Here is a 19374-nt window from a genome sequence, read left to right on the forward strand (position 1 = left end):
ATCACTTTCCGGCTTCCTCGTTTCTTGAATCACTTTATCAGCGGACGACGCCAAACGGCTGGTTACGCCGCATCCTCTATCTCGGTTTCGGCCTTGCGCGGCACATAGTTCAACACCGGTCCGAGCCAGCGCTCGACCTCGGAAACCTGCATGCCCTTGCGGGCCGCATAGTCTTCCACCTGATCGCGCTCCACCTTGGCGACACCGAAATAATAGGAGTCGGGGTGGCCGATATAGAGGCCCGAGACCGAGGAACCGGGCCACATCGCATAGCTCTCCGTCAGCTTCACGCCGGCCGCTTTTTCAGCATCGAGCAGCTTGAAGAGTGTTGCCTTTTCGGTGTGGTCGGGCTGGGCGGGATAACCGGGCGCCGGGCGAATGCCGGCATAGGCTTCGGTGATGAGGTCCTCTTTGCTGAGCGTCTCGTCCTTGGCATAGCCCCAGTATTCGCGGCGCACCCGCTCATGCATACGCTCGGCAAAAGCTTCGGCGAAGCGGTCGGCCAGCGCCTTGACGAGGATTGAGGAATAATCGTCGTTCGCCCGCTCGAAACGCTCGGCGATGGCGATTTCCTCGATGCCGGCCGTCACCACGAAGCCGCCGACATAATCCTCAACGCCGCTTGAAACCGGCGCCACGAAATCGGAAAGTGCCACGTTCGGCCGCCCGTCCCGCTTCGAAAGCTGCTGACGCAACGTGTAGAAAGTAGCCAGTTCTTGGCTGCGGCCCTCGTCCGTGAACAGCCGGATATCGTCGCCGACCGCGCCGGCCGGCCAGAAGCCGATGACGGCGCGCGGGCGGAACCACTTCTCGTCGATGATCTTCTTCAGCATCGCCTGCGCATCGGCCCAGAGCGCGCGCGCCGCCTCGCCCTGCTTCTCGTCTTCGAGAATGGCAGGATAACGGCCGCGCAATTCCCAGGTCTGGAAGAACGGCGTCCAGTCGATATATTTGGCAAGCTCGGCCAGATCGTAATCCTCGAACACCCGCGTGCCGAAGAATTGCGGCTTCTTCGGCTGGTAGGCAGACCAGTCGACCTTGTGGGCATTCTCGCGGGCTCGCGGCAACGGCAGCCGCACCTTCTCTGCCTCGCTACGCGCATGGGCAGCCGCCACCTTGGCATATTCGGCGCGGATATCGTCGACATAGCCCTGGCGGCTATCCGGCGACAGCAGAGCCGAGACAACGCCGACGGCGCGGCTCGCATCGGTCACGTAAACCGTCTGCCCCTTGTTGTAGCCGGGATGGATCTTCACGGCCGTATGCACGCGGCTGGTCGTCGCCCCGCCGATCAATAGCGGGATCTCGAAGCCCTGCCGCTCCATCTCGGCAGCAACATGCACCATCTCGTCGAGCGACGGCGTGATCAGGCCGGAGAGGCCGATGACGTCGACCTTCTCGGCAATGGCCGTCTCGAGAATCTTCGTCGCCGGCACCATGACGCCGAGGTCGACGATCTCGTAATTGTTGCAGGCAAGCACGACGCCGACGATGTTCTTGCCGATATCGTGCACGTCGCCCTTGACCGTCGCCATCAGAATCTTGCCTGCCGACCGGCGCTGGTCGCCGCCGTTGAGGCGCTTTTCCTCTTCCATGTAGGGCAGCAGCACGGCAACCGCCTGCTTCATCACGCGTGCCGACTTGACCACCTGCGGCAGGAACATCTTGCCCGAGCCGAAGAGGTCACCGACGACGTTCATGCCGGCCATCAGCGGCCCTTCGATGACGTGCAGTGGCCGGGCGGCCTGCAGGCGCGCCTCCTCGGTATCGGTCTCGATATATTCGGTGATGCCGTTGACCAGCGCATGCTCGAGACGCTTCTCGACGCTCCATTCGCGCCAGGAAAGATCCTGGACGCGGCCTTCGCGTGCCGCGCCGCCACGGAATTTCTCCGCCACTTCGAGCAGCCGCTCGGTACCATCAGGACGACGGTTCAGCACCACGTCCTCGCAGGCCTCGCGCAGCTCGGGATCGATATTGTCGTAGACGGCAAGCTGGCCGGCATTGACGATGCCCATGTCCATGCCCGCCTGGATGGCGTGATAGAGGAACACGGCATGCATCGCCTCGCGCACCGGCTCATTGCCGCGGAACGAGAAGGACAGGTTCGACACACCGCCCGAAATATGCACCAGCGGCATGCGCTCGCGGATCGTCCGCGTCGCCTCGATGAAATCGACGCCGTAATTATTGTGCTCTTCGATGCCGGTCGCGACCGCGAAGATGTTCGGGTCGAAGATGATATCCTCGGGCGGGTAGCCGATCTTCTCGGTCAGCAGCTTGTAGGCACGAGTGCAGATATCCACCTTGCGCTCGTAGCTGTCCGCCTGCCCCGTCTCGTCGAAGGCCATGACGACGACGGCGGCACCATAATTGTGCAGCAGCCGCGCCTGGGCGAGGAAATTCTCCTCGCCTTCCTTCAGCGAGATCGAGTTGACGATCGGCTTGCCCTGGACGCGCTTCAGGCCGGATTCGATGATCGAGAACTTCGACGAGTCGATCATGACAGGCACGCGGGCGATGTCAGGCTCGGCGGCGATGAGGTTGAGGAACTCGACCATCGCCTTTTCGGAATCGATCAGGCCTTCGTCCATGTTGATGTCAATCACCTGCGCGCCGTTCTCGACCTGGTCGCGGGCGACATCGAGCGCTGCGGTGAAATCGGCGTTGGTGATCAGTTTGCGGAAGCGGGCCGAGCCGGTGACGTTGGTGCGCTCGCCGACATTGACGAAGGGAATGTCCTTGGTCAGTTCGAAGGGTTCGAGACCCGACAGCGACATGAAGGGGCGATGCTCGGGAATCGGCCGTGGCTTGTACTTGGCAACGGTCTCGGCGATCGCCTTGATATGCTCGGGCGTCGACCCGCAGCAGCCGCCGACGATATTGACGAGGCCCTCGCGGGCGAAGCCGTCGATCTGCGCCGCCATCAGCTCCGGCGTTTCGTCATACTGGCCGAACTCGTTCGGCAGGCCGGCATTCGGATAGGCGCAGATGAAGGTGTCGGCAACACCCGACAGCTCCTGCAGGTGCGGGCGCATCGCATTGGCACCGAGCGCGCAGTTGAGCCCGATCGTGAAGGGATTGGCATGGCGCACCGAGTTCCAGAAGGCCGACGGCGTCTGGCCGGACAGCGTGCGGCCTGAAAGATCGGTGATCGTGCCGGAGATCATCACCGGCAGGCGCACGCCCTTGGCCTCGAAGCGCTCCTCGCAGGCGAAGATCGCAGCCTTGGCGTTCAGCGTGTCGAAGATCGTCTCGATGAGGATGATGTCGGCGCCACCGTCGATCAGCCCGTCGATCTGCTCGCCATAAGCGGTGCGCAGATCGTCGAAGGTGACGGCGCGGAAACCCGGATTGTTGACGTCGGGCGAGATCGAGGCAGTGCGGTTGGTCGGCCCGATGGCGCCGGCGACGAAGCGGCGGCGGCCGTCCTCGCGCTCGGCGCGCTGTGCCGCCCGGCGCACGATTTCGGCGCCTTCCTTGTTGAGGTCATAGACCGCACCTTCCATCTCGTAATCGGCCTGCGCGATGCGGGTCGAGGAGAAGGTATTGGTCTCTAGAATATCGGCGCCGGCCTTGGCGTATCTGTAATGGATCTCTTCGATCGCGTCCGGCTGGGTCAGGATCAGAAGGTCGTTATTGCCCTTCTGGTGACAGGCGCAGCCGAAGAAGCGCGTCCCGCGGAACTGGTCTTCATCATAGCCAAGCCCCTGGATCTGCGTGCCCATGGCGCCGTCCAGAACAAGGATGCGTTCGCTCGCGGCTTGTCTCAAAGCTGCGAAAACTTCACTGCCGTCACGTTTGCCCGTTTCCGGACCAAAGAGATTGTCAAACACGGGAGGGCTCCTTGACGTCGTAAGACCAGACTTCCAAATCACATAAAGATATCTTTATGTCAATATATGCCTGTCGATTTCGTGCTTTGCAAATCTCGCCGGATGACAGACTCGCACGACGCCTATATAGGCGTTTACCACGCTTTGTGCACGAAATCGGAGGAGCATCATGGCACCCGCAACAGGCAACGCCGTGCTTGGAAACTGGACGACCCGCACCTATCACCGCAGCTGGCTGCTGACCCAGGCGAACGGTCTCTTCGATTTCTTCCAGCACAATTCGGTCAACCCCAAGGGCGGCTTCTACGATCTCGACGACGAAGGCAGGCCTCTCGATGCCGAGAGCCAGGTTCGCGGCATCCATATTGCGGCGCGCGCCGTGCATTGCTTCTCGATCGGTGCTCTGCTCGGCCGCCCAGGTGCAGCCGATGTCGTCGGCCACGGCATGGACTATATCTGGAACCACCACCGCGACCGGAAAAATGGCGGCTATTTCTGGTCGCTCAACAATGACGGTCCTGTCGATTCCAACAAGCAGGGCTATGGCCATGCTTTCGTGCTGCTCGCCGCCTCATCGGCAAAGACGATCGGCCATCCGCTGGCCGACGGCATGCTGGCCGATATCACCGAGATCCTCAACACGAAGTTCTGGGAAGCCAAGCACGGCGCGATCGCCGAGGAATTCACCGCCGACTGGCAGCCGCTCGATGGCGGCGCCTATCGCGGCCAGAACTCCAACATGCACCTGACCGAAGCGCTGATGGCCGCCTTCGAAGCCACCGGCGACAGGCAGTACCTCACCAAGGCCGAAAGCATCGCCGATCTCGTCATCCGCCGTTTGGCCGGTTCGGTCGACTGGCGCGTCGCCGAGCATTTCGACGCCGAATGGAACCTCGACAAGACTTACTATCATCCGAACGAAATGTTCCGCCCGGCCGGCACAACGCCCGGCCACTGGCTGGAATGGGCCCGCCTCATCCTGCAGCTCTGGGCGCTCGGCGGCAAACGGATCGAATGGATGCCGGATGCGGCGAAGGCCCTCTTTGCGCAATCCATGGCGCTCGGCTGGGACAACGACAAGGGCGGCTTCTTCTATACGCTCGATTGGGACGACAAGCCCGCCAAGCGCAACAAGCTCTGGTGGCCAGCCTGCGAAGGTGCGGCTGCCGCACATTTCCTCAACGAGCACCTGCCGAGTGATTTCCATGAAGAGAGCTACCGCAAGATCTGGAACGTGATCGAGCGCGCCTTCATCGACCACAAGAACGGCGGCTGGCATGAGGAGCTGACGGAGGATCTCGTTCCCTCTCACTCTCTCTTCCCCGGTAAGGGCGATATCTACCACGCGCTGCAGGCCTGTCTCATCCCGCTTTTCCCGGCGACGGGCAGCCTGACGAAGGGCATCACTGAGGCTGGCGGCAAGCTCTGAGGCGAACGGCCTCACCGGCAAGAGACGTCATTCTCAGCCTTGTGCCGAGGATCTACGGATAGCGCGGCAGATGCTCGGCACAAGGCCGAGCATGACGAGCGAAAAGCATCGTCAGCGCTCCTGCGCCAGATCCACACGAATATAATATTGCAAACGAATATTGTGCTGGCGGTTCACGGCCTCGATCATCCGCTCCACGTCGTCGATCGGCGAATGGAATATCTCCGACAAGAGCGCACGAAAATCGGCTTGCGATATCTCCACGGCCATGCCGGTGATCGTGCGCTGAAGCTTGGTGTGAAGAACCCAATGCAGGACCGCCCGGCGATAGGCGTCATCGAGCAGCACAGCCAGATCGCCGGCCTCGATCTCATATTCGAACGACAGGCTGACATGGCCGGAATCGACGGGAAGCGAATAGATCAGCCTTCCATCGATATCATCGACATGCGGCTCGTAGCCATCACCCATGCGGCGCTTGCCGGAAATTGCAGCCATCTCAGGCGAGCCGCAGCGAATCCAGATCCTTGGCCAGCATCAGTGCCAGCGCCTCGACCGCGAGATTGTGGTCGTCGCGCTGCGGCAGGCCGGAGACGGTGACGGCGCCGATGCAGCCGGTGCCTTTGACGTTGATCGGGAAACTGCCGCCATGCGGCGCATAGTCGGCGCCGCAAAGTCCGTTATCCTCGACCGTCTTACCGTCCTTCTGCAGCTTCAGGCCGGAGGCATAGCTGCTGCGGAAATAACGCAGCACCATGTTGCGCTTGCGCCGGACCCAATTGACGTTATCAGGCGTCACACCTGGAAGTGCCGCATAGAAAACGGGCATCGAATGCAGGGTCACGTCGATCGCAATGCCGAGGCCGCGCTCGGTGGCGAGTTCCTGCAGGAGTTTGCCGAGCTGCCATGCCGTCGTCAGGTCGAAGGCGTCGAAGCTCAGCACTTTCTCCTGCTCCACGATCCGGCTGAGATCGTCCTCGATTGTCATGATGAGCGTTCCTCTTGCGCGATGATCCGTGCAGACCATTCTCGCGGGGAGCAAAAAAGTAAAGCAAAAACTTGGGGCTATCCCTGGAGCAATTCCAACAAAACTGCGCAGCGGTTCTGCGTCCGGAATTGCGCGAAGACAAAGAGATAGCGCATTTTCGAGACTCGAAGAAAACGGAAATGCTCTATGTCAAAGCTTCGGTGTCATCATCTCGAAACGGTCGCGGATGGTGGCGCAGCTATCGCCGCCAAGCCTTGCAATGGCATCGACCGCAGCCGGATCGACATGCAGCCTCTCCGGATCGACCACCCCGTCGCGGTAATGCGCGTAAACGATCTCGCCCATGACGATCTGCCGCGAGCGGCCGAGCTCCAGCGTTACATGCCGCCGGCATTCAAAGGCGGCCGGCGCCTCGGCGATGAAGGGCGAGGCCACCTTCTCGCCCGGCATCGCCGTGAGGCCCGCCTCCTTCAACTCGTCGACACCGCGCGGATATCTGGCGCCGCAGACATGCATCGCCTCGGCGATCGCGAAGGAGACGATATTGACCGTGAACACCTCGGTCATGCGGATATTGTGGCCGGTGTCCTTGAACGACATGTCGGCATTGTTCTCGACTCCGATCGCAAGGATCGGCGGGTCGGCCGAAAGGCAGTTGAAGAAACTGAAGGGCGCCGCATTGATCCGGCCGTTCTCGTCGACCGTCGTCACCAACGCGATCGGCCGCGGAATGATCGTGCCGATCATCAGCTTGTAGCGTTCACGCTCGCTGAGCTGCTTGAAATCGAAGGAAACGGACATCGATTCAGCCGACCTTCAGGATCGGCGAGAAGCCGCTCATCGCCCCGGTAAAAGGTTTCGGCAGTGGCGAGGCGTAGGAGCCGCGCTTGCTGGTGGAAAGTCCGAGCGACACCAGCGTTTCGGCCTGCTTGACGGCGGCCGCGACGCCATCGACGACCGGCACGCCGTAGATTTCCTGCAGTTCTCGCGCCAGATCGGTCATGCCGGCACAGCCGAGCACGATCGCCTCGGCGCCGTCTTCCAAAAGCGCCCGCTCGATCTCGGCTCTGAGCTTGCCGATCGCGCCCGAGCCTGCATCTTCCAGCTCCAGCACCGGGATGTCGGAAGCGCGCACCTTGGCACGGTCGCCCATGCCGTAGCGGCGCACCAGATTGTCGATCAGCACCCGCGAGCGCTCCAGCGTCGTCACCACGGTGAAGCGCTGCGCCAGGAAGCCCGCCGTCACCACGGCGGATTCGCAAAGCCCGAGGATCGGCACATCGGCAAAGGTTCGCGCCGCTTCGAGCCCGGTATCGTCGAAACAGGCGATAACAGCCGCGTCATAGCCCGCCGTCTGCCGCTCCTTGAGTTCGGCGAGCAGGCCGGGGATCGCTAAGGCCCCGTCGTAGTGTCCCTCGATGGAAACCGGCCCCATGCGCGAAGTGGCCGCGATGATCTCCGTGCCGGATGCCGCCACAGCACGCGCGGCGGTGGCGGCCTTCTCGGTCATGGAGGCCGTGGTGTTCGGATTGACGATGAGGATGCGCATGTCAGTTAATCTTTGCCTGCCGCCGGCTGAGCATCGTCATGATGCCGAGCGCTACGAGAATGATGGTGAAGGAAAACAGCGTCGTCACCGTGCCGAGCGCATAGAGCACCGGCGTCGTGACATTGGTCGTCATGCCGTAGATTTCGAGCGGCAACGTGTTGTAGGTGCCTGATGTCATCAGCGTGCGGGCGAATTCGTCATAGGAGAGCGTGAAGCCGAACAGGCCGACGCCGACGAGGCTCGGCGCGATCATCGGCAGCACGACATGGCGGAACGTCTGCCAGGAGCTGGCGCCAAGGTCGCGCGCCGCCTCTTCATAGGCCGGCGAGAAACGGTTGAAGACGGCAAACATGATCAGCACGCCGAAGGGCAGCGTCCAGGTCAGATGGGCACCGAAGGCCGACGAATACCAGGCGGGTTTCAGCCCTCCCTCCTGAAAGACGACACCGATGCCGAGCGAGATGATGATCGACGGCACGACGAGACTTGCGACCGTGGCATAGAACAGCGCGGTCGAACCGCGGAAACGGCGGCGGAAGGCAAGGCCGGCGAGCAGCGAGACGACGACGGTCACCGCCATCACCATCAGCCCGAGGGTGAAGGAGCGCCGGAAAGAAGCGCCGAAATCGCCGACCGCCTGCTTCTCGAACAGGTTGAAGAACCAGTGCGTGGAAACGCCGTTCATCGGGAAGGTCAGGCCGCCGTCCGGCCCCTGGAAGGAGAGGATCAGGATTGCCGAAAGCGGGCCGTAGAGAAACAACACGAAGATGACGAAGAAGAGCGCCAGCAGGTAGAATTCCAGGCCGCGTTTTTCGTGGCTCATCTCAAAGCTCCTTGCGGATGTCGACGACGCGCAGGATGGCCGCGACCATCAACAGCACGACGGCGAGCAGCACCACGGCATTGGCGGCAGCGGCCGGATATTGCAGCAGCGACATCTGGTTCTTCATCATCAGCGCCACCGAGGCGCTCTGGCCGCCGGACATCACCTGCACCGTAGAAAAGTCAGCCATGACGAGCGTGACGACGAAGATCGTGCCGATCGCCATGCCGGGTTTGGCGAGCGGGATGACGACATTCCACAGCACCTGCCAGCCCGACGCGCCGGCATCGCGCGCCGCCTCGAACAGCGACCGGTCGATGCGCATCAGCGTGTTGAAGATCGGCGTCACCATGAACAGCGTATAGAGATGCACCATGGCGAGCACGACGGCGAAATCGGAATAGAGCAGCCATTCGATCGGCTGCGGGATGATGCCCATCTTGATCAGCGTCGAATTGACGAGGCCGTTGCGCCCGAGCACCGGGATCCACGAGATCATGCGGATGATGTTCGACGTCATGAACGGCACGGTGCAGACAAGGAAGAGGATCATCTGCGTCGATGTCTTGCGGATGTGGAAGGCCAGGAAATAGGCGACCCAGAAACCGATGACGAGCGTCAGCGCCCAGACGATCGCGGTGAATTTCAGCGTGTTGAGATAGATCTTCCACGTCACCCACGAACCGAGCGTGTCGGTGTAGTTCATCGTCAGGAAATCGGGATAGAGACCGGCAAAGTCGTAGTCCCAGAAGCTGACGACCGCGATCATCGCGATCGGCAGCAGGAAGAACAAGCCAAGAATGACGAACAGCGGCGTCGCCTGGAGATAGGATATCGCAGATGGGGAAAGCCTCAGTCCGCGCCCGCCGCGCGCGCCCTGGCCATCCTCCTCCGTTTCCGCTGCGATGGTCGCCATCCCTTACCCTTTCGTTCGTCGAAGTAATGAAAGGAGGGATCATCAAAGACCCCTCCCCAACCCTCCCCACAAGGGGGAGGGAGAGTTTTGCCGCACCCTCGCCGGGCTCCCTCCCCCTTGTGGGGAGGGTTGAGGGGAAGGCGATAAACGCCTACTTGGCCTTAGGCCGCGATGAACTCGTTCCAGCGGCGGACCATGTAGCGGTCTTCGTCCATCACCGAGTTCCAGCAGGCGACCGCACCCATGCGGGCTTCGAAGGAGCCGCCGTCGCGAACGGCGCCGGCCTTCTCCATGACCTTGCCCTCAGGCGACATGATGTCGCCGGTTGCAGCCTTGCCCTCGATCCAGTAGCCCCACTCGTCCGCCGTCATAAAGTTCTTGGCGGTGTCCATGCAGGCGGAATAGTAACCCTGGCGGTTGAGATAGCCACCGACCCAGCCCGATGTGTACCAGTTGATGTATTCATAGGCGGCGTCGAGCTGCGCGCCCTTGAGGTGCGAAGCAAGGCCGAGACCGCCGCCCCAGGCGCGATAGCCTTCCTTGAGCGGCTGATACTTGCAGGCGATGCCCTTGGAGCGGACGGCGGCGACGGCCGGCGACCACATGGACTGGATGACGACTTCGCCCGACGCCATCAGGTTCACCGACTCGTCGAAGCTCTTCCAGAAGGCGCGGAACTGGCCGTCGCCCTTGGCCTTGATCAGGAATTCGATCGTCTTGTCGATCTCTTCCTTGGTCATGTTGCCCTTGTCGGCATATTTGATGTTGCCCATGGCTTCCATGATCATCGCGGCATCCATGATGCCGATCGACGGAATGTTGAGGATCGAGGTCTTGCCCTTGAACTTCGGATCCATGATGTCGGCCCAGCTGGTGATGTCGCGGCCCACGAGATCGGGGCGAATACCGAGCGTGTCGGCATTGTAGATGGTCGGAACCATCGTCATCCACTGCGTCGCCTCCTTGGCGAACTTCTTGGAATCCTGCGCTTCGACGAAGCCGACCGTGTGCGGCGCCGTGCCTTGGGCGATGACGCTGTCTGCCTTCAGCTTGCCGTTGATGAACAGCGGCACGATCTTGTCGTAATATTTCAGCTTCTTGACGTCCATCGGCTGCATGACGCCGGTCGGGAACACCTTCTTGGCGATCCAGTATTCGATGTCGGCGATGTCGTAGCTGTCGGGCTGGGTGACGGCGCGCTGGGCGGCGGCGTCGGAATCGGTCGCCGTCATCTCCAGCGTGATGCCGAGATCGGCCTTGCACTTCTCGGCGATGGCATTGATGTTCGAAACGCCGGTGCCGAACTGGCGAAGCGTGATGTTCGTCTGCGCCCAGATGGTGGGAAAGCCGGTGATGGCGCCGGAGCCGGCGATGGCGCCGACGGCGGCAGCACCCGTCTTCAGCAGCGCGCGGCGGGAAAGCCCCTTCTCCGCCTTGGTCGATGTCGTTTCAGTCGTCATGTCAGTTCCCCTTTTCTTGGATATGGAAGGTTCAGTGTTCTTGATGGTGATGGCTCATGCGGAAGAGCGGCCGAGAAGCACGGCATCCTCGAGCGCCCAGCTGAGCGAGACGGTGTCGCCGACGGCGACCGGTCGGGCGAAATATTCGCCGTCGTCGGCAATGACGGTGAAGTCGTCGCTGCCGGCGCCGATAACGGTGATCTTCACGGAAGAGCCGCGATATTCGATGTTGGAGACGATGCCGTCGAAGCCGAGCGTCCATTCGGTCGCCACCTGCAGGCGCACGCGGTCGGTGCGGATACCGATATCGACGGGCTCTCCGACTTCCCTGCCCGTCCCGCGCACGGAAAAGCTCTGGCCTTCCGGCACGGTCATGACGAGCACGCCGTTCTCGCTCGAGGTCACCCGGCCGGACAGCACGTTGTGGTCGCCCATGAACCGCGCGACGAAGGCCGTCGCCGGCCGCTCGAAGACCTCGCGCGGGGCTGCCGCCTGCTCGATCCGGCCGTCATTCATGATGACGATAACGTCGGCGAGCGCCATTGCCTCTTCCTGGCTGTGGGTGACGTGCACGAAGGTGATGCCGAGCGACTTCTGGAGTTTCTTGAGTTCGGCACGCATGCGGATCTTCAGGAACGGATCGAGCGCCGACAGCGGCTCGTCGAGCAGCAGCGCTTCCGGATCGGTGATCAACGCGCGCGCTAGCGCCACGCGCTGTTGCTGGCCGCCGGAAAGCTGGGCCGGACGCCTGGTGGCATAGGCCTCCATCTGCATCAGCTTCAGCATCTCGAGCGCCTTGGCCTGCCGCTCTTGCTTATCGACACCCTTCATCTTCAGGCTGAAGGCGACGTTGTCGATCAAATCGAGATGCGGGAAAAGCGCGTAGGACTGGAACATCATCGCCGTGCCGCGCCTGGCCGGCGGAAAATCGGTGACGACGACATTGCCGAGCCTGATATCGCCCGACGAGATGCTCTCATGGCCGGCGATCATGCGCAGCGTCGAAGTCTTGCCGCAGCCCGACGGGCCGAGGAAGCAGCAATAGGAGCCGGCCGGAATCTTCAGGCTGATCGCATGGACCGCCGTCGTCGCGCCATAGACCTTCGAAACGGATATTATATCGATCTCTGCCGCTTTCGACATCATGCCTTCCCCTGTTCGGAAAAGACGATGCATCTGCCGTGCCAGACTCCGTTGCTTGCAGGAAGCCATTGCGAAATAAGGATTTTATCAAAATCGTAATTGAGAGAGCAAATTAGAGGCGCAACGCTATCTGCACATGATTTAGGCTATCGTGCGCAATTTGTGCAAAACATCGTATACAATCTTGCCGCCATTTCGGGCACAAATTCTGTTTAACTTTTGCCGCGAAGCCGGGTATGGTTTGCCGACCATCAGGAAATAAATTTCATGAAATCCGCCGCCAAGGCTCAGCAGGCCGAAGACTCCGCCGAAACAGGCGCGCAACAGATCCGCGATGCCATTCGCGAAGCGATCGTCGAGCGCAGGCTCTCGCCCGGCACCAAGCTTTCGGAAAGCGATGTCGGCAATCTCTTCAACGTTAGCCGCACGCTTGCCCGCGCCGCCCTGCAGGCGCTGTCCTATGAAGGTCTTGTCAGCGTCGAGAAGAACCGCGGCGCCTTCGTCGCCTATCCCTCGCCTGATGAGGCTCGCCAGATCTTTTCCGCCCGCCGGCTGGTTGAACCCGGCATTTTGCGCGAGGCAGCGGCGCGGATCACGCCTGATGACATTACCCATCTGCGACAGCTTCTGCTGGAAGAAGGCCGCCTGATGAGCGAGCGTGGCCAGACGGCGCGCCGCGCCGAAATCAAGGCATCGGGCGATTTTCATTTGATGCTGGCGGCCATATCGGGGAACTCAATCATGCAGCGCTTCATGGAAGAGCTTGTCGCCCGCTCGTCTCTGGTGATTGCGCTCTACGGCCAGTCGACCGCATCGAGCTGCGGCCATTCCGAACATGGTGACATCATCTCGGCGATCGAAGCCGACGAACTCGACCGCGCCTGCCAGCTGATGCTGCATCACATCGCCCATATCGAGGCCGACCTCGACCTGCGCGAACGCAAGAGCCTGGGCCTCAAGGAAGCCTTCGAACTCTGAACATGCAAAAGACACGGGGACGCAGATGATCCACCGCGCCCTGCTTCAAGCGAACTCTCGAAACGCTACCAAGGCGTCTTCTTCGGCAACATCTCGAAGGCAGCGAAGATATCCTCGGCGCTCATCGGCTCGCTCGAGCGCAGCTTGACGGTTCCGTCGCGTCCGATCAGGATCAGCCCAAACTCGCCGGACGGCGGTCCCTGCAGCCGATCGCGAATATCGTCGGCATCGAGTTCCCAGTCATCGTCGAACAGCGCAAACGCGCCGCCGCCGGCGATGCTGAACACCTCGACGTCTTCCTCGATCAAGCGCATATGCGCCTTGCGCAGCCATTCGTCCTGGATCAGCGCGCGGTCATCTTGCGCATCGGCAAAGATGATCAGCACCCGTTTCCTGTCGCGAAACTGCTCGAGCGATTGCGGAAGGTCAGGCTCACGCCTGGGTGTACCGATGATTTCATGAACAATAGATTTTAGCATGGTGCTTCATTCCTCGCCCGTCACCACTGCATAATTCTTAAATCGGGATCGATTTAAGGATAGATTATGCAGCAATTCGAAGTGCTACAGCGCCCTTTGCGACTGTCGAAAAGGGCGCTGTAGTGGCGGGCTGTGCCTGCCGAATTAAACGGCTGGGAATAAGCGAGGTTCCGCCAAAAAGCGGAAAAGGATCGCAGCCATGGCCGCGATCCTCACTTTGTCAGTCGCGGCCCTGGTCTTCGGACGCGTGGGCCGAAACGGCGACGAGATCCGCAGCCCCAGTGACGTGAAGGCGCTTGCGCACCAAAACGCGCATGACACGCGCCGCCGTCGAGAAGGTCATCTGGTCGAGCGGGCCTTCGCCCTCCCACGGCTTGGTCAGCCGTTCGGTGACGGCGCCGACGATGTTCATCGGCACGATGTCGGTGCATTCGCGCATGGCTTCGAAAACGAAGCTGATGGGGATGACCCGTCCTTCGTGGGTCACGATCGGTTCGGTCAATTCGCTGTCCCATTCCTCGAAGGCGTAGAGCGCTTCGCGAAACAGCTGCTGGAGGTTGAACGGCGCGTGGCCGTCATGAAGTGGCGGCAGTGCATTCATCATGTCTGTCTCCTCTTGATGGGTTGAAGCCAAAGTCCTCCGGTATCGGTCGCGCCAACGCGGGGAACGGAACGTTTTGCTGCCCCCTGCGAACCGAATAACACTATTGATTCTATAGAGTAACGCGCCGGGGTAAAGCCCATTTATCCGCCACCATGGAAGCGAATTCCATAACACGCTGATATTCTTGCGTGTTTTAGACGAAATTTTCTCCGAGCACGCCAGCCTTAAAAATCTATGCCACTCGCCCGAGATCGCTCCGGAATGGCACGGCGAGGCGAAAAAACCCTGAAAAATCACGGAACTTTTATGGCTGTAATCTGTTTTGTTCTCACGATTCGCAAAACACACTGGGGTTACCACCAATGACGCAAATCCGTGAACCGGAGCGCCGAAGCAGGATCCTGCGCGGCCGTCCCTATAGCCTTGATGAATTCGCCACCAAATATGGCCTGCGCGGCGAGCAGGCAGAAAGTCTGTTCACCCGTTTCGGGCCCTCCTCGATCGAACTCGACCTGCTGATGGCAGCCAAGCGCCGGCCGCCGATCCTGCAGGACAGAATTGCCGAATAACACTGAATGGAATGGATCGATGAGCGACAGCCGCCACGAATGGATCAGCAAAAGAGCTTACGCGATCTGGGAAGAACAGGGCCGGCCTGATGGCCGCGACGACGAGCACTGGCGCCAGGCAGTTGCCGAACGCGAGGCGCTGGAGCGCACGCAGGCCTCTGTCGATGGTCGCGAGGTGCTGGTGAAGTTTCGTCCGAAACCGCAGCGGCCCGAAGCGCCACGTCAGGACTGGGTCAATCCTTCGACAAAGGTCGGCTGACCCTTCCCTGGTGCCGGCTCAGCTCAGGCTGAGCCGGAAGCGCGCCTGAAAATCTCCCTGCCACCACATCGGGAAATTGGTTCCCCACTTATTGTTGTGCAGATTGAAGCGGATGCCGGCGGCAAAGTCCGGCAGCGTCCTGCAAAACGTCATGAAATCTGAGCTTTGCGGCGCAACCAGCGGCGCATCGAAGGTTTCGATCGTCAGCGGACCCTCGGCAAGATCACCGCGTGCTGATGTCACCGCCTGTAATTGCCCGCCGCCGCTCGTCGCAATATTCCCGGATTGGTGCCAGAGGCCCATCTTGCGGAAATTCCAGTCCCCCGCACCATCAGGCGTGAAGGAGAGGAAGCTTGCCTCCGGCATGCGGTTGGCCGGCTTGTCATGCAACGTCAGACGCAGGTCGAGACGATCGCCCTCGGCGGTGAAATGCAGCATCACATGCGGCGGCGCGCCGTATTTCTGCACGGCCTCGGCCGGCATCGACAGAAGGATGTCCGCCCCATCAGTCGCTTCCAGCTTCGGCAGAAAAACCTTAGAAAGTGCTGCCCCCGACCGGGCAAGCCCCGGCTTGTCATGGTCGAGCACCGCCCATTCCTGGCGATGGGTCAGGTAGGTTTCCATGTGCCTGGTAACGTCGCCGGCATCGTAGCTCTCATATCGATAGGCGATCAGCGAGCCGTCGCGGCCGGAGATCGTCCGGCCGGAGGGCGAGGTGATTTCGGCCACATCGCCGCTCGCACCGTCGAGCGCGATCGACCAGCCACCGGTCTGCAGACGGAGCTCCCGTCCACCGCCCTCGATCACGGCAGGGGTAGTGAATTCGGCAAGCACGGCCTGGGCCGCCTTCCGGTCCGTCTCGTCGAGTTCCGAGACCGCCTGGTCGAGATAGGCGCGCTGCTCGTCCCATGAGGCTTCGGTATAGGCAAAGCGATAATCGGATCGGCGCGCGGCCTCGAAATCGGCCCGCGACCACGCCTTGTCGTCGCGCAGATAGGATTTGATATCGACGCCGCAGGTATGCTCGGCCACCATCGCCAGTCCGCGCCCGAAGGCGAGACGCCGCGCGTCGAGCCCATCCGCCGCGAAGCGGTCGTAGAGCCGCTGCAGCGCGAGGAACCGCGCCGTCTTCACCGGATCGCTGCCGCTGCCATGGATCCAGCTGTCGCCGAGTTCCAGCTCGATGACAGGGAAACGCTCGCGCTCGCTCCAGAGAATGGCGCCGTAATCCTCGAGCGTCGCCGCGCGGATGACCGCATCCGGCTCGCGGGCGCGTAATTCGCGATAGGCCTCGGCCGTCTGCGGCACGCTCTGCGGCCCCATATTGTCGTTGGTATGGGCAAAACTCAGCCCGTCCTCGAAACCGTCGGGGAAACAGGTCTCGCCATAGGAGCGCTGGTACATGACGACCACTTCCTCGCCGCCGGGCGTCCGCCAGCGGAAGATGTCGGGCACATCGGGCGGCGGTGAGGCCGTATTGACGCCGAGATGCAGGAAGCGGATGCCCGCTTCGGAAAGCAGCGGCACCATGCCGAGCGTATGGCCGGGCACATCGGTCATCTTCGCCGCGATTGTCGTCTTGCCGAAGCGCCGGTCGAGCTCCTGCGAATAGGAAAGCCCGGCCCGGAAAAGGTCAGGCGACATCAGCTCCGTATGCGTGGTGAACGGCAGGCCGTGCCAGCGGATCAGCCCGCGCTCGATCGCCTGTTCCAGCGCTGCCACCTCTCCCGCCGAGCGCGAATTCAGATGGTCCCAGATCAGCCAGGCGCCCGTCGTCCAGATGAATTTCGGCTCGTCGGGATTTTCGGCATGAAAATGCTTGGCGGTTTCGATCGCCTGCGGAATGAAGCGCTCGTGATATTGCCGGCGGACTTTCTCGGCATGGTCGGTAAAGCCGATATCGAGATGGGTCTTGAAAACCAGATGCACGCGCTTTTCAGTCATTCCATTCCACTACATCGGTGATGACAGTCGAGACACTCTGCAGCCAGTAGCGGCACAGGTGTGTAACCGTTTCCACAAACATCATTGCTCCTGCCGCAAATTCTTCGTCAACCCGTTTTGGCACAAATCGATGAAATCGTGCGGGTTTATTAACCATATATCCGAAAACGCTATCGTCCGACGCTTTCATCGTAGAATCGAATCGCGACAAGAATGAAGACGTGTTCATCGATAATTATATAGAAAGGCGGCGGGACTTCCTTGCTGCCGCGCCCGGGTGGTGCGCTGTTTAGCCAAGGAGAAAAGCCTGAGCCCTTCGGGGAAGCCGATTATCAGAAGGCGTTGGTTTCCTGGCAGAGCGCCCGGTGAACCTCGGTCCAGAACAGCGCCAGCGGCGTGTCGCCGTTGCGTTCGGCAACGAGCGCGCGAATCAGCGCTTCGGAGCCTGCCATGTCCTGCCAGCTGGATTTCAGGCCCTTGGCGGCCTGTTGGCATTCGGCAATCGCGAATGGTCTCTTGCTGTCCATATGAGGTCTCCTCATGAAAGGCGCTAGCAGATGGGACCCGGATTGTCATTCCCCGCATATGTGGGGATGCCTTGTATTTATGACAGCGCTCGCGGTAGGATTGAGGGGATTGGGGCAGTGGAAATGATTGAGAATACCTACAGCGAAAAGTTCGAGTCCGCTTTCGAACAGATCAAGGCTGCGGCCAATGTGGATGCCGCCATCCGCATTCTCCAGGCGGAATATGGCCTGGATTTCGTCACCTACCATCTCGCCCAGACGATCGCGGCCAAGATCGATTCGCCCTTCGTGCGCACCACCTACCCGGATGCCTGGGTCTCCCGCTACCTCCTGAACAGCTATGTGAAGGTCGATCCGATCGTCAAGCAGGGCTTCGAACGCCAGCTGCCCTTCGATTGGAGCGAGGTCGAGCCGACGCCGGAGGCCTATGCCATGCTGGTCGATGCCCAGAAGCACGGTATCGGCGGCAACGGCTACTCCATTCCCGTTGCCGACAAGGCGCAGCGCCGCGCGCTCTTGTCGCTGAATGCCCGCATACCGGCGGAAGAATGGGCCGAACTCGTCCGCCGCTGCCGCAACGAATGGATCGAGATCGCCCATCTCATCCACCGCAAGGCCGTCTACGAGCTGCATGGTGAAAACGATCCGGTGCCGGCATTGTCGCCGCGCGAGATCGAATGTCTGCACTGGACGGCGCTGGGCAAGGATTACAAGGATATTTCGGTGATCCTCGGCATATCGGAGCACACCACGCGCGATTATCTGAAGACCGCCCGCTTCAAACTCGGCTGCGCCACGATCTCGGCCGCCGCTTCGCGGGCCGTGCAATTGCGCATCATCAATCCCTAGCGCATGGCGTTGTCGCAAAACCGCTGCACACTTTTGCGCGATATGCGCCCCCCTCATCTGAGGGGGCCCATCTGAGGGAATTTCCGAACCGGCCCGCTTGAACCATTCTGCTTTCCACGAACTTGAAAACGCTGGAGGGCAAAATGTTCGTTATCATTCAGGCACATGAGTATCAGAAATACGCTGCCGTACTCGACCAGATGTTTCGCCTGCGCAAGAAGGTCTTCGCCGATACGCTCGGCTGGGACGTTCCCGTCATCGGCCCTTACGAACGCGACAGCTACGATTCGCTCGCCCCAGCTTACCTCGTCTGGTGCAACGACAGCCGCACCCGCCTCTATGGCGGCATGCGCCTGATGCCGACGACAGGACCGACCCTTCTCTACGACGTCTTCCGCGAGACGTTTCCCGATGCCGCCAATCTGATTGCCCCCGGCATCTGGGAAGGCACGCGCATGTGCATCGACGAGGAGGCGATCGCCAAGGATTTCCCCGGTATCGACGCCGGCCGCGCCTTCTCCATGATGCTGCTTGCGCTTTGCGAATGCGCGCTCGATCACGGCATCCATACGATGATTTCCAACTACGAGCCCTATCTCAAGCGCGTCTACAAGCGCGCCGGCGCCGAAGTGGAAGAACTCGGCCGTGCAGACGGCTACGGCAAATACCCCGTCTGCTGCGGCGCCTTCGAAGTCTCGGACCGGGTGCTGCGCAAGATGCGCGCCGCCCTCGGCCTCACCCTACCCCTTTATGTCAGGCACGTGCCGGCCCGCTCGGTCGTGACCCAATTCCTGGAGATGGCAGCATGAATCGCCTCGCTGAAACCGCCACGCAGACCGCAATACAGAAGGATATCGGCGCTCTCGAGCGCCATGTTCTCGCATCCCGCGACATCGCCACGCAGATAGGGGATCCCTTCCTCTCCTATCTCCTTTCGATGGCGCTGTTCACGATCTACGAGAAGAAGGCCCATCACGAGAACGAGGCGCTGAAGAGCAGCTTCAGCTGAGGGTGTGGTTCC

Annotated in this window: 20 protein-coding genes; 7 read left to right on the forward strand and 13 right to left on the reverse strand. The window is 61.1% G+C overall.

The genetic code is table 11. The annotated features are described in order from the left end of the window. Positions 1–62: 62 nt before the first annotated feature. Positions 63–3836: a methionine synthase gene (metH, locus tag RlegSU303_RS15630; protein ID WP_131720206.1), complete on the reverse strand. Its 3774-nt coding sequence runs from the start codon at positions 3834–3836 to the stop codon at positions 63–65. A gap of 169 nt (positions 3837–4005) precedes the next feature. Here metH and RlegSU303_RS15635 point away from each other — a divergent pair, with 169 nt between their 5' ends. Next, the gene (locus RlegSU303_RS15635; protein ID WP_131709949.1) at positions 4006–5265 is read left to right on the forward strand and encodes an AGE family epimerase/isomerase; all 1260 of its coding nucleotides are present in this window, start codon (positions 4006–4008) and stop codon (positions 5263–5265) included. 111 nt (positions 5266–5376) lie between these two features. Here RlegSU303_RS15635 and RlegSU303_RS15640 read toward each other — a convergent pair whose 3' ends face one another. The 8 genes from RlegSU303_RS15640 to RlegSU303_RS15675 form a co-directional block, all read right to left on the reverse strand. After that, on the reverse strand, positions 5377–5763 hold the full coding sequence (locus RlegSU303_RS15640) for a hypothetical protein (RefSeq protein ID WP_131720205.1): 387 nt from the start codon (positions 5761–5763) through the stop codon (positions 5377–5379). A gap of 1 nt (position 5764) precedes the next feature. Continuing rightward, the gene (locus tag RlegSU303_RS15645) at positions 5765–6253 is read right to left on the reverse strand and encodes a heme-degrading domain-containing protein (RefSeq protein ID WP_131720204.1); all 489 of its coding nucleotides are present in this window, start codon (positions 6251–6253) and stop codon (positions 5765–5767) included. A 189-nt stretch (positions 6254–6442) separates the two neighbouring features. Next, positions 6443–7054 carry a flavin reductase family protein gene (locus tag RlegSU303_RS15650; RefSeq protein ID WP_094088716.1) on the reverse strand — a complete coding sequence of 204 codons (612 nt, stop codon included), beginning with the start codon at positions 7052–7054 and terminating at the stop codon, positions 6443–6445. Between the two features lie 4 nt (positions 7055–7058). Further along, positions 7059–7802 (reverse strand): aspartate/glutamate racemase family protein, encoded by a 744-nt coding sequence (locus RlegSU303_RS15655; protein ID WP_017961364.1) that lies wholly within the window; start codon positions 7800–7802, stop codon positions 7059–7061. Between the two features lies 1 nt (position 7803). Beyond that, positions 7804–8625: an ABC transporter permease gene (locus RlegSU303_RS15660; protein WP_017961365.1), complete on the reverse strand. Its 822-nt coding sequence runs from the start codon at positions 8623–8625 to the stop codon at positions 7804–7806. A 1-nt stretch (position 8626) separates the two neighbouring features. Then, positions 8627–9541 (reverse strand): ABC transporter permease, encoded by a 915-nt coding sequence (locus RlegSU303_RS15665; protein WP_017961366.1) that lies wholly within the window; start codon positions 9539–9541, stop codon positions 8627–8629. Positions 9542–9702: 161 nt separating this feature from the next. Continuing rightward, positions 9703–11001, reverse strand: coding sequence for an ABC transporter substrate-binding protein (locus tag RlegSU303_RS15670; RefSeq protein ID WP_017961367.1), 1299 nt, complete (start codon positions 10999–11001; stop codon positions 9703–9705). A 54-nt stretch (positions 11002–11055) separates the two neighbouring features. Next, positions 11056–12144, reverse strand: a complete 1089-nt coding sequence (locus RlegSU303_RS15675) for an ABC transporter ATP-binding protein (protein ID WP_131720203.1) — start codon at positions 12142–12144, stop codon at positions 11056–11058. A 267-nt stretch (positions 12145–12411) separates the two neighbouring features. On the opposite strand from RlegSU303_RS15675, the gene RlegSU303_RS15680 reads away from it, so the two are divergent. Next, positions 12412–13122 (forward strand): GntR family transcriptional regulator, encoded by a 711-nt coding sequence (locus tag RlegSU303_RS15680; RefSeq protein ID WP_094088720.1) that lies wholly within the window; start codon positions 12412–12414, stop codon positions 13120–13122. A 65-nt stretch (positions 13123–13187) separates the two neighbouring features. Here the strand turns inward: RlegSU303_RS15680 and RlegSU303_RS15685 are convergent, their stop codons facing one another. Continuing rightward, the gene (locus RlegSU303_RS15685) at positions 13188–13601 is read right to left on the reverse strand and encodes a DUF4174 domain-containing protein (RefSeq protein ID WP_065280733.1); all 414 of its coding nucleotides are present in this window, start codon (positions 13599–13601) and stop codon (positions 13188–13190) included. 220 nt (positions 13602–13821) lie between these two features. Continuing rightward, positions 13822–14205 carry a hypothetical protein gene (locus RlegSU303_RS15690; RefSeq protein WP_025395374.1) on the reverse strand — a complete coding sequence of 128 codons (384 nt, stop codon included), beginning with the start codon at positions 14203–14205 and terminating at the stop codon, positions 13822–13824. A gap of 362 nt (positions 14206–14567) precedes the next feature. On the opposite strand from RlegSU303_RS15690, the gene RlegSU303_RS15695 reads away from it, so the two are divergent. Next, the gene (locus RlegSU303_RS15695) at positions 14568–14774 is read left to right on the forward strand and encodes a hypothetical protein (RefSeq protein WP_094088722.1); all 207 of its coding nucleotides are present in this window, start codon (positions 14568–14570) and stop codon (positions 14772–14774) included. A 19-nt stretch (positions 14775–14793) separates the two neighbouring features. Continuing rightward, positions 14794–15033 carry a DUF2934 domain-containing protein gene (locus RlegSU303_RS15700; protein ID WP_094088723.1) on the forward strand — a complete coding sequence of 80 codons (240 nt, stop codon included), beginning with the start codon at positions 14794–14796 and terminating at the stop codon, positions 15031–15033. Positions 15034–15051: 18 nt separating this feature from the next. Here RlegSU303_RS15700 and RlegSU303_RS15705 read toward each other — a convergent pair whose 3' ends face one another. Together RlegSU303_RS15705 and RlegSU303_RS15710 are read right to left on the reverse strand one after the other, a co-directional pair. Next, complete coding sequence (locus tag RlegSU303_RS15705; protein WP_131720202.1) at positions 15052–16977, reverse strand: DUF5054 domain-containing protein; 1926 nt, start codon at positions 16975–16977, stop codon at positions 15052–15054. A gap of 332 nt (positions 16978–17309) precedes the next feature. Next, positions 17310–17504 (reverse strand): hypothetical protein, encoded by a 195-nt coding sequence (locus RlegSU303_RS15710; protein WP_017961375.1) that lies wholly within the window; start codon positions 17502–17504, stop codon positions 17310–17312. Positions 17505–17627: 123 nt separating this feature from the next. Between RlegSU303_RS15710 and RlegSU303_RS15715 the strand changes: the two genes are divergently transcribed. The 3 genes from RlegSU303_RS15715 (at position 17628) to RlegSU303_RS15725 (ending at position 19362) form a co-directional block, all read left to right on the forward strand. Continuing rightward, positions 17628–18353, forward strand: a complete 726-nt coding sequence (locus RlegSU303_RS15715) for a LuxR family transcriptional regulator (protein ID WP_017961376.1) — start codon at positions 17628–17630, stop codon at positions 18351–18353. 143 nt (positions 18354–18496) lie between these two features. Next, positions 18497–19162 (forward strand): acyl-homoserine-lactone synthase, encoded by a 666-nt coding sequence (locus RlegSU303_RS15720; protein WP_017961377.1) that lies wholly within the window; start codon positions 18497–18499, stop codon positions 19160–19162. After that, positions 19159–19362, forward strand: a complete 204-nt coding sequence (locus RlegSU303_RS15725) for a hypothetical protein (RefSeq protein ID WP_003541563.1) — start codon at positions 19159–19161, stop codon at positions 19360–19362. The genes RlegSU303_RS15720 and RlegSU303_RS15725 overlap by 4 nt, the downstream gene beginning before the upstream one ends. The last annotated feature ends 12 nt before the right edge of the window (positions 19363–19374 follow it).

The sequence above is a fragment of the Rhizobium sp. SU303 genome, from assembly GCF_021052345.1.
Lineage (GTDB): Bacteria > Pseudomonadota > Alphaproteobacteria > Rhizobiales > Rhizobiaceae > Rhizobium > Rhizobium laguerreae.

Excerpts from the sequence above, each read along its gene's own strand:
- RlegSU303_RS15675 (WP_131720203.1), bottom strand. The coding sequence starts at position 12,144 with ATGTCGAAAGCGGCAGAGATCGATATAATATCCGTTTCGAAGGTCTAT.
- RlegSU303_RS15655 (WP_017961364.1), bottom strand. The coding sequence starts at position 7,802 with ATGCGCATCCTCATCGTCAATCCGAACACCACGGCCTCCATGACCGAG.
- RlegSU303_RS15725 (WP_003541563.1), top strand. The coding sequence starts at position 19,159 with ATGAATCGCCTCGCTGAAACCGCCACGCAGACCGCAATACAGAAGGAT.
- RlegSU303_RS15680 (WP_094088720.1), top strand. The coding sequence starts at position 12,412 with ATGAAATCCGCCGCCAAGGCTCAGCAGGCCGAAGACTCCGCCGAAACA.
- RlegSU303_RS15705 (WP_131720202.1), bottom strand. The coding sequence starts at position 16,977 with ATGACTGAAAAGCGCGTGCATCTGGTTTTCAAGACCCATCTCGATATC.
- RlegSU303_RS15645 (WP_131720204.1), bottom strand. The coding sequence starts at position 6,253 with ATGACAATCGAGGACGATCTCAGCCGGATCGTGGAGCAGGAGAAAGTG.
- RlegSU303_RS15635 (WP_131709949.1), top strand. The coding sequence starts at position 4,006 with ATGGCACCCGCAACAGGCAACGCCGTGCTTGGAAACTGGACGACCCGC.
- RlegSU303_RS15640 (WP_131720205.1), bottom strand. The coding sequence starts at position 5,763 with ATGGCTGCAATTTCCGGCAAGCGCCGCATGGGTGATGGCTACGAGCCG.
- RlegSU303_RS15665 (WP_017961366.1), bottom strand. The coding sequence starts at position 9,541 with ATGGCGACCATCGCAGCGGAAACGGAGGAGGATGGCCAGGGCGCGCGC.
- RlegSU303_RS15700 (WP_094088723.1), top strand. The coding sequence starts at position 14,794 with ATGAGCGACAGCCGCCACGAATGGATCAGCAAAAGAGCTTACGCGATC.
- RlegSU303_RS15690 (WP_025395374.1), bottom strand. The coding sequence starts at position 14,205 with ATGATGAATGCACTGCCGCCACTTCATGACGGCCACGCGCCGTTCAAC.
- RlegSU303_RS15695 (WP_094088722.1), top strand. The coding sequence starts at position 14,568 with ATGACGCAAATCCGTGAACCGGAGCGCCGAAGCAGGATCCTGCGCGGC.
- RlegSU303_RS15720 (WP_017961377.1), top strand. The coding sequence starts at position 18,497 with ATGTTCGTTATCATTCAGGCACATGAGTATCAGAAATACGCTGCCGTA.
- RlegSU303_RS15710 (WP_017961375.1), bottom strand. The coding sequence starts at position 17,504 with ATGGACAGCAAGAGACCATTCGCGATTGCCGAATGCCAACAGGCCGCC.
- RlegSU303_RS15650 (WP_094088716.1), bottom strand. The coding sequence starts at position 7,054 with ATGTCCGTTTCCTTCGATTTCAAGCAGCTCAGCGAGCGTGAACGCTAC.
- RlegSU303_RS15715 (WP_017961376.1), top strand. The coding sequence starts at position 17,628 with ATGATTGAGAATACCTACAGCGAAAAGTTCGAGTCCGCTTTCGAACAG.
- RlegSU303_RS15660 (WP_017961365.1), bottom strand. The coding sequence starts at position 8,625 with ATGAGCCACGAAAAACGCGGCCTGGAATTCTACCTGCTGGCGCTCTTC.
- RlegSU303_RS15670 (WP_017961367.1), bottom strand. The coding sequence starts at position 11,001 with ATGACGACTGAAACGACATCGACCAAGGCGGAGAAGGGGCTTTCCCGC.
- RlegSU303_RS15685 (WP_065280733.1), bottom strand. The coding sequence starts at position 13,601 with ATGCTAAAATCTATTGTTCATGAAATCATCGGTACACCCAGGCGTGAG.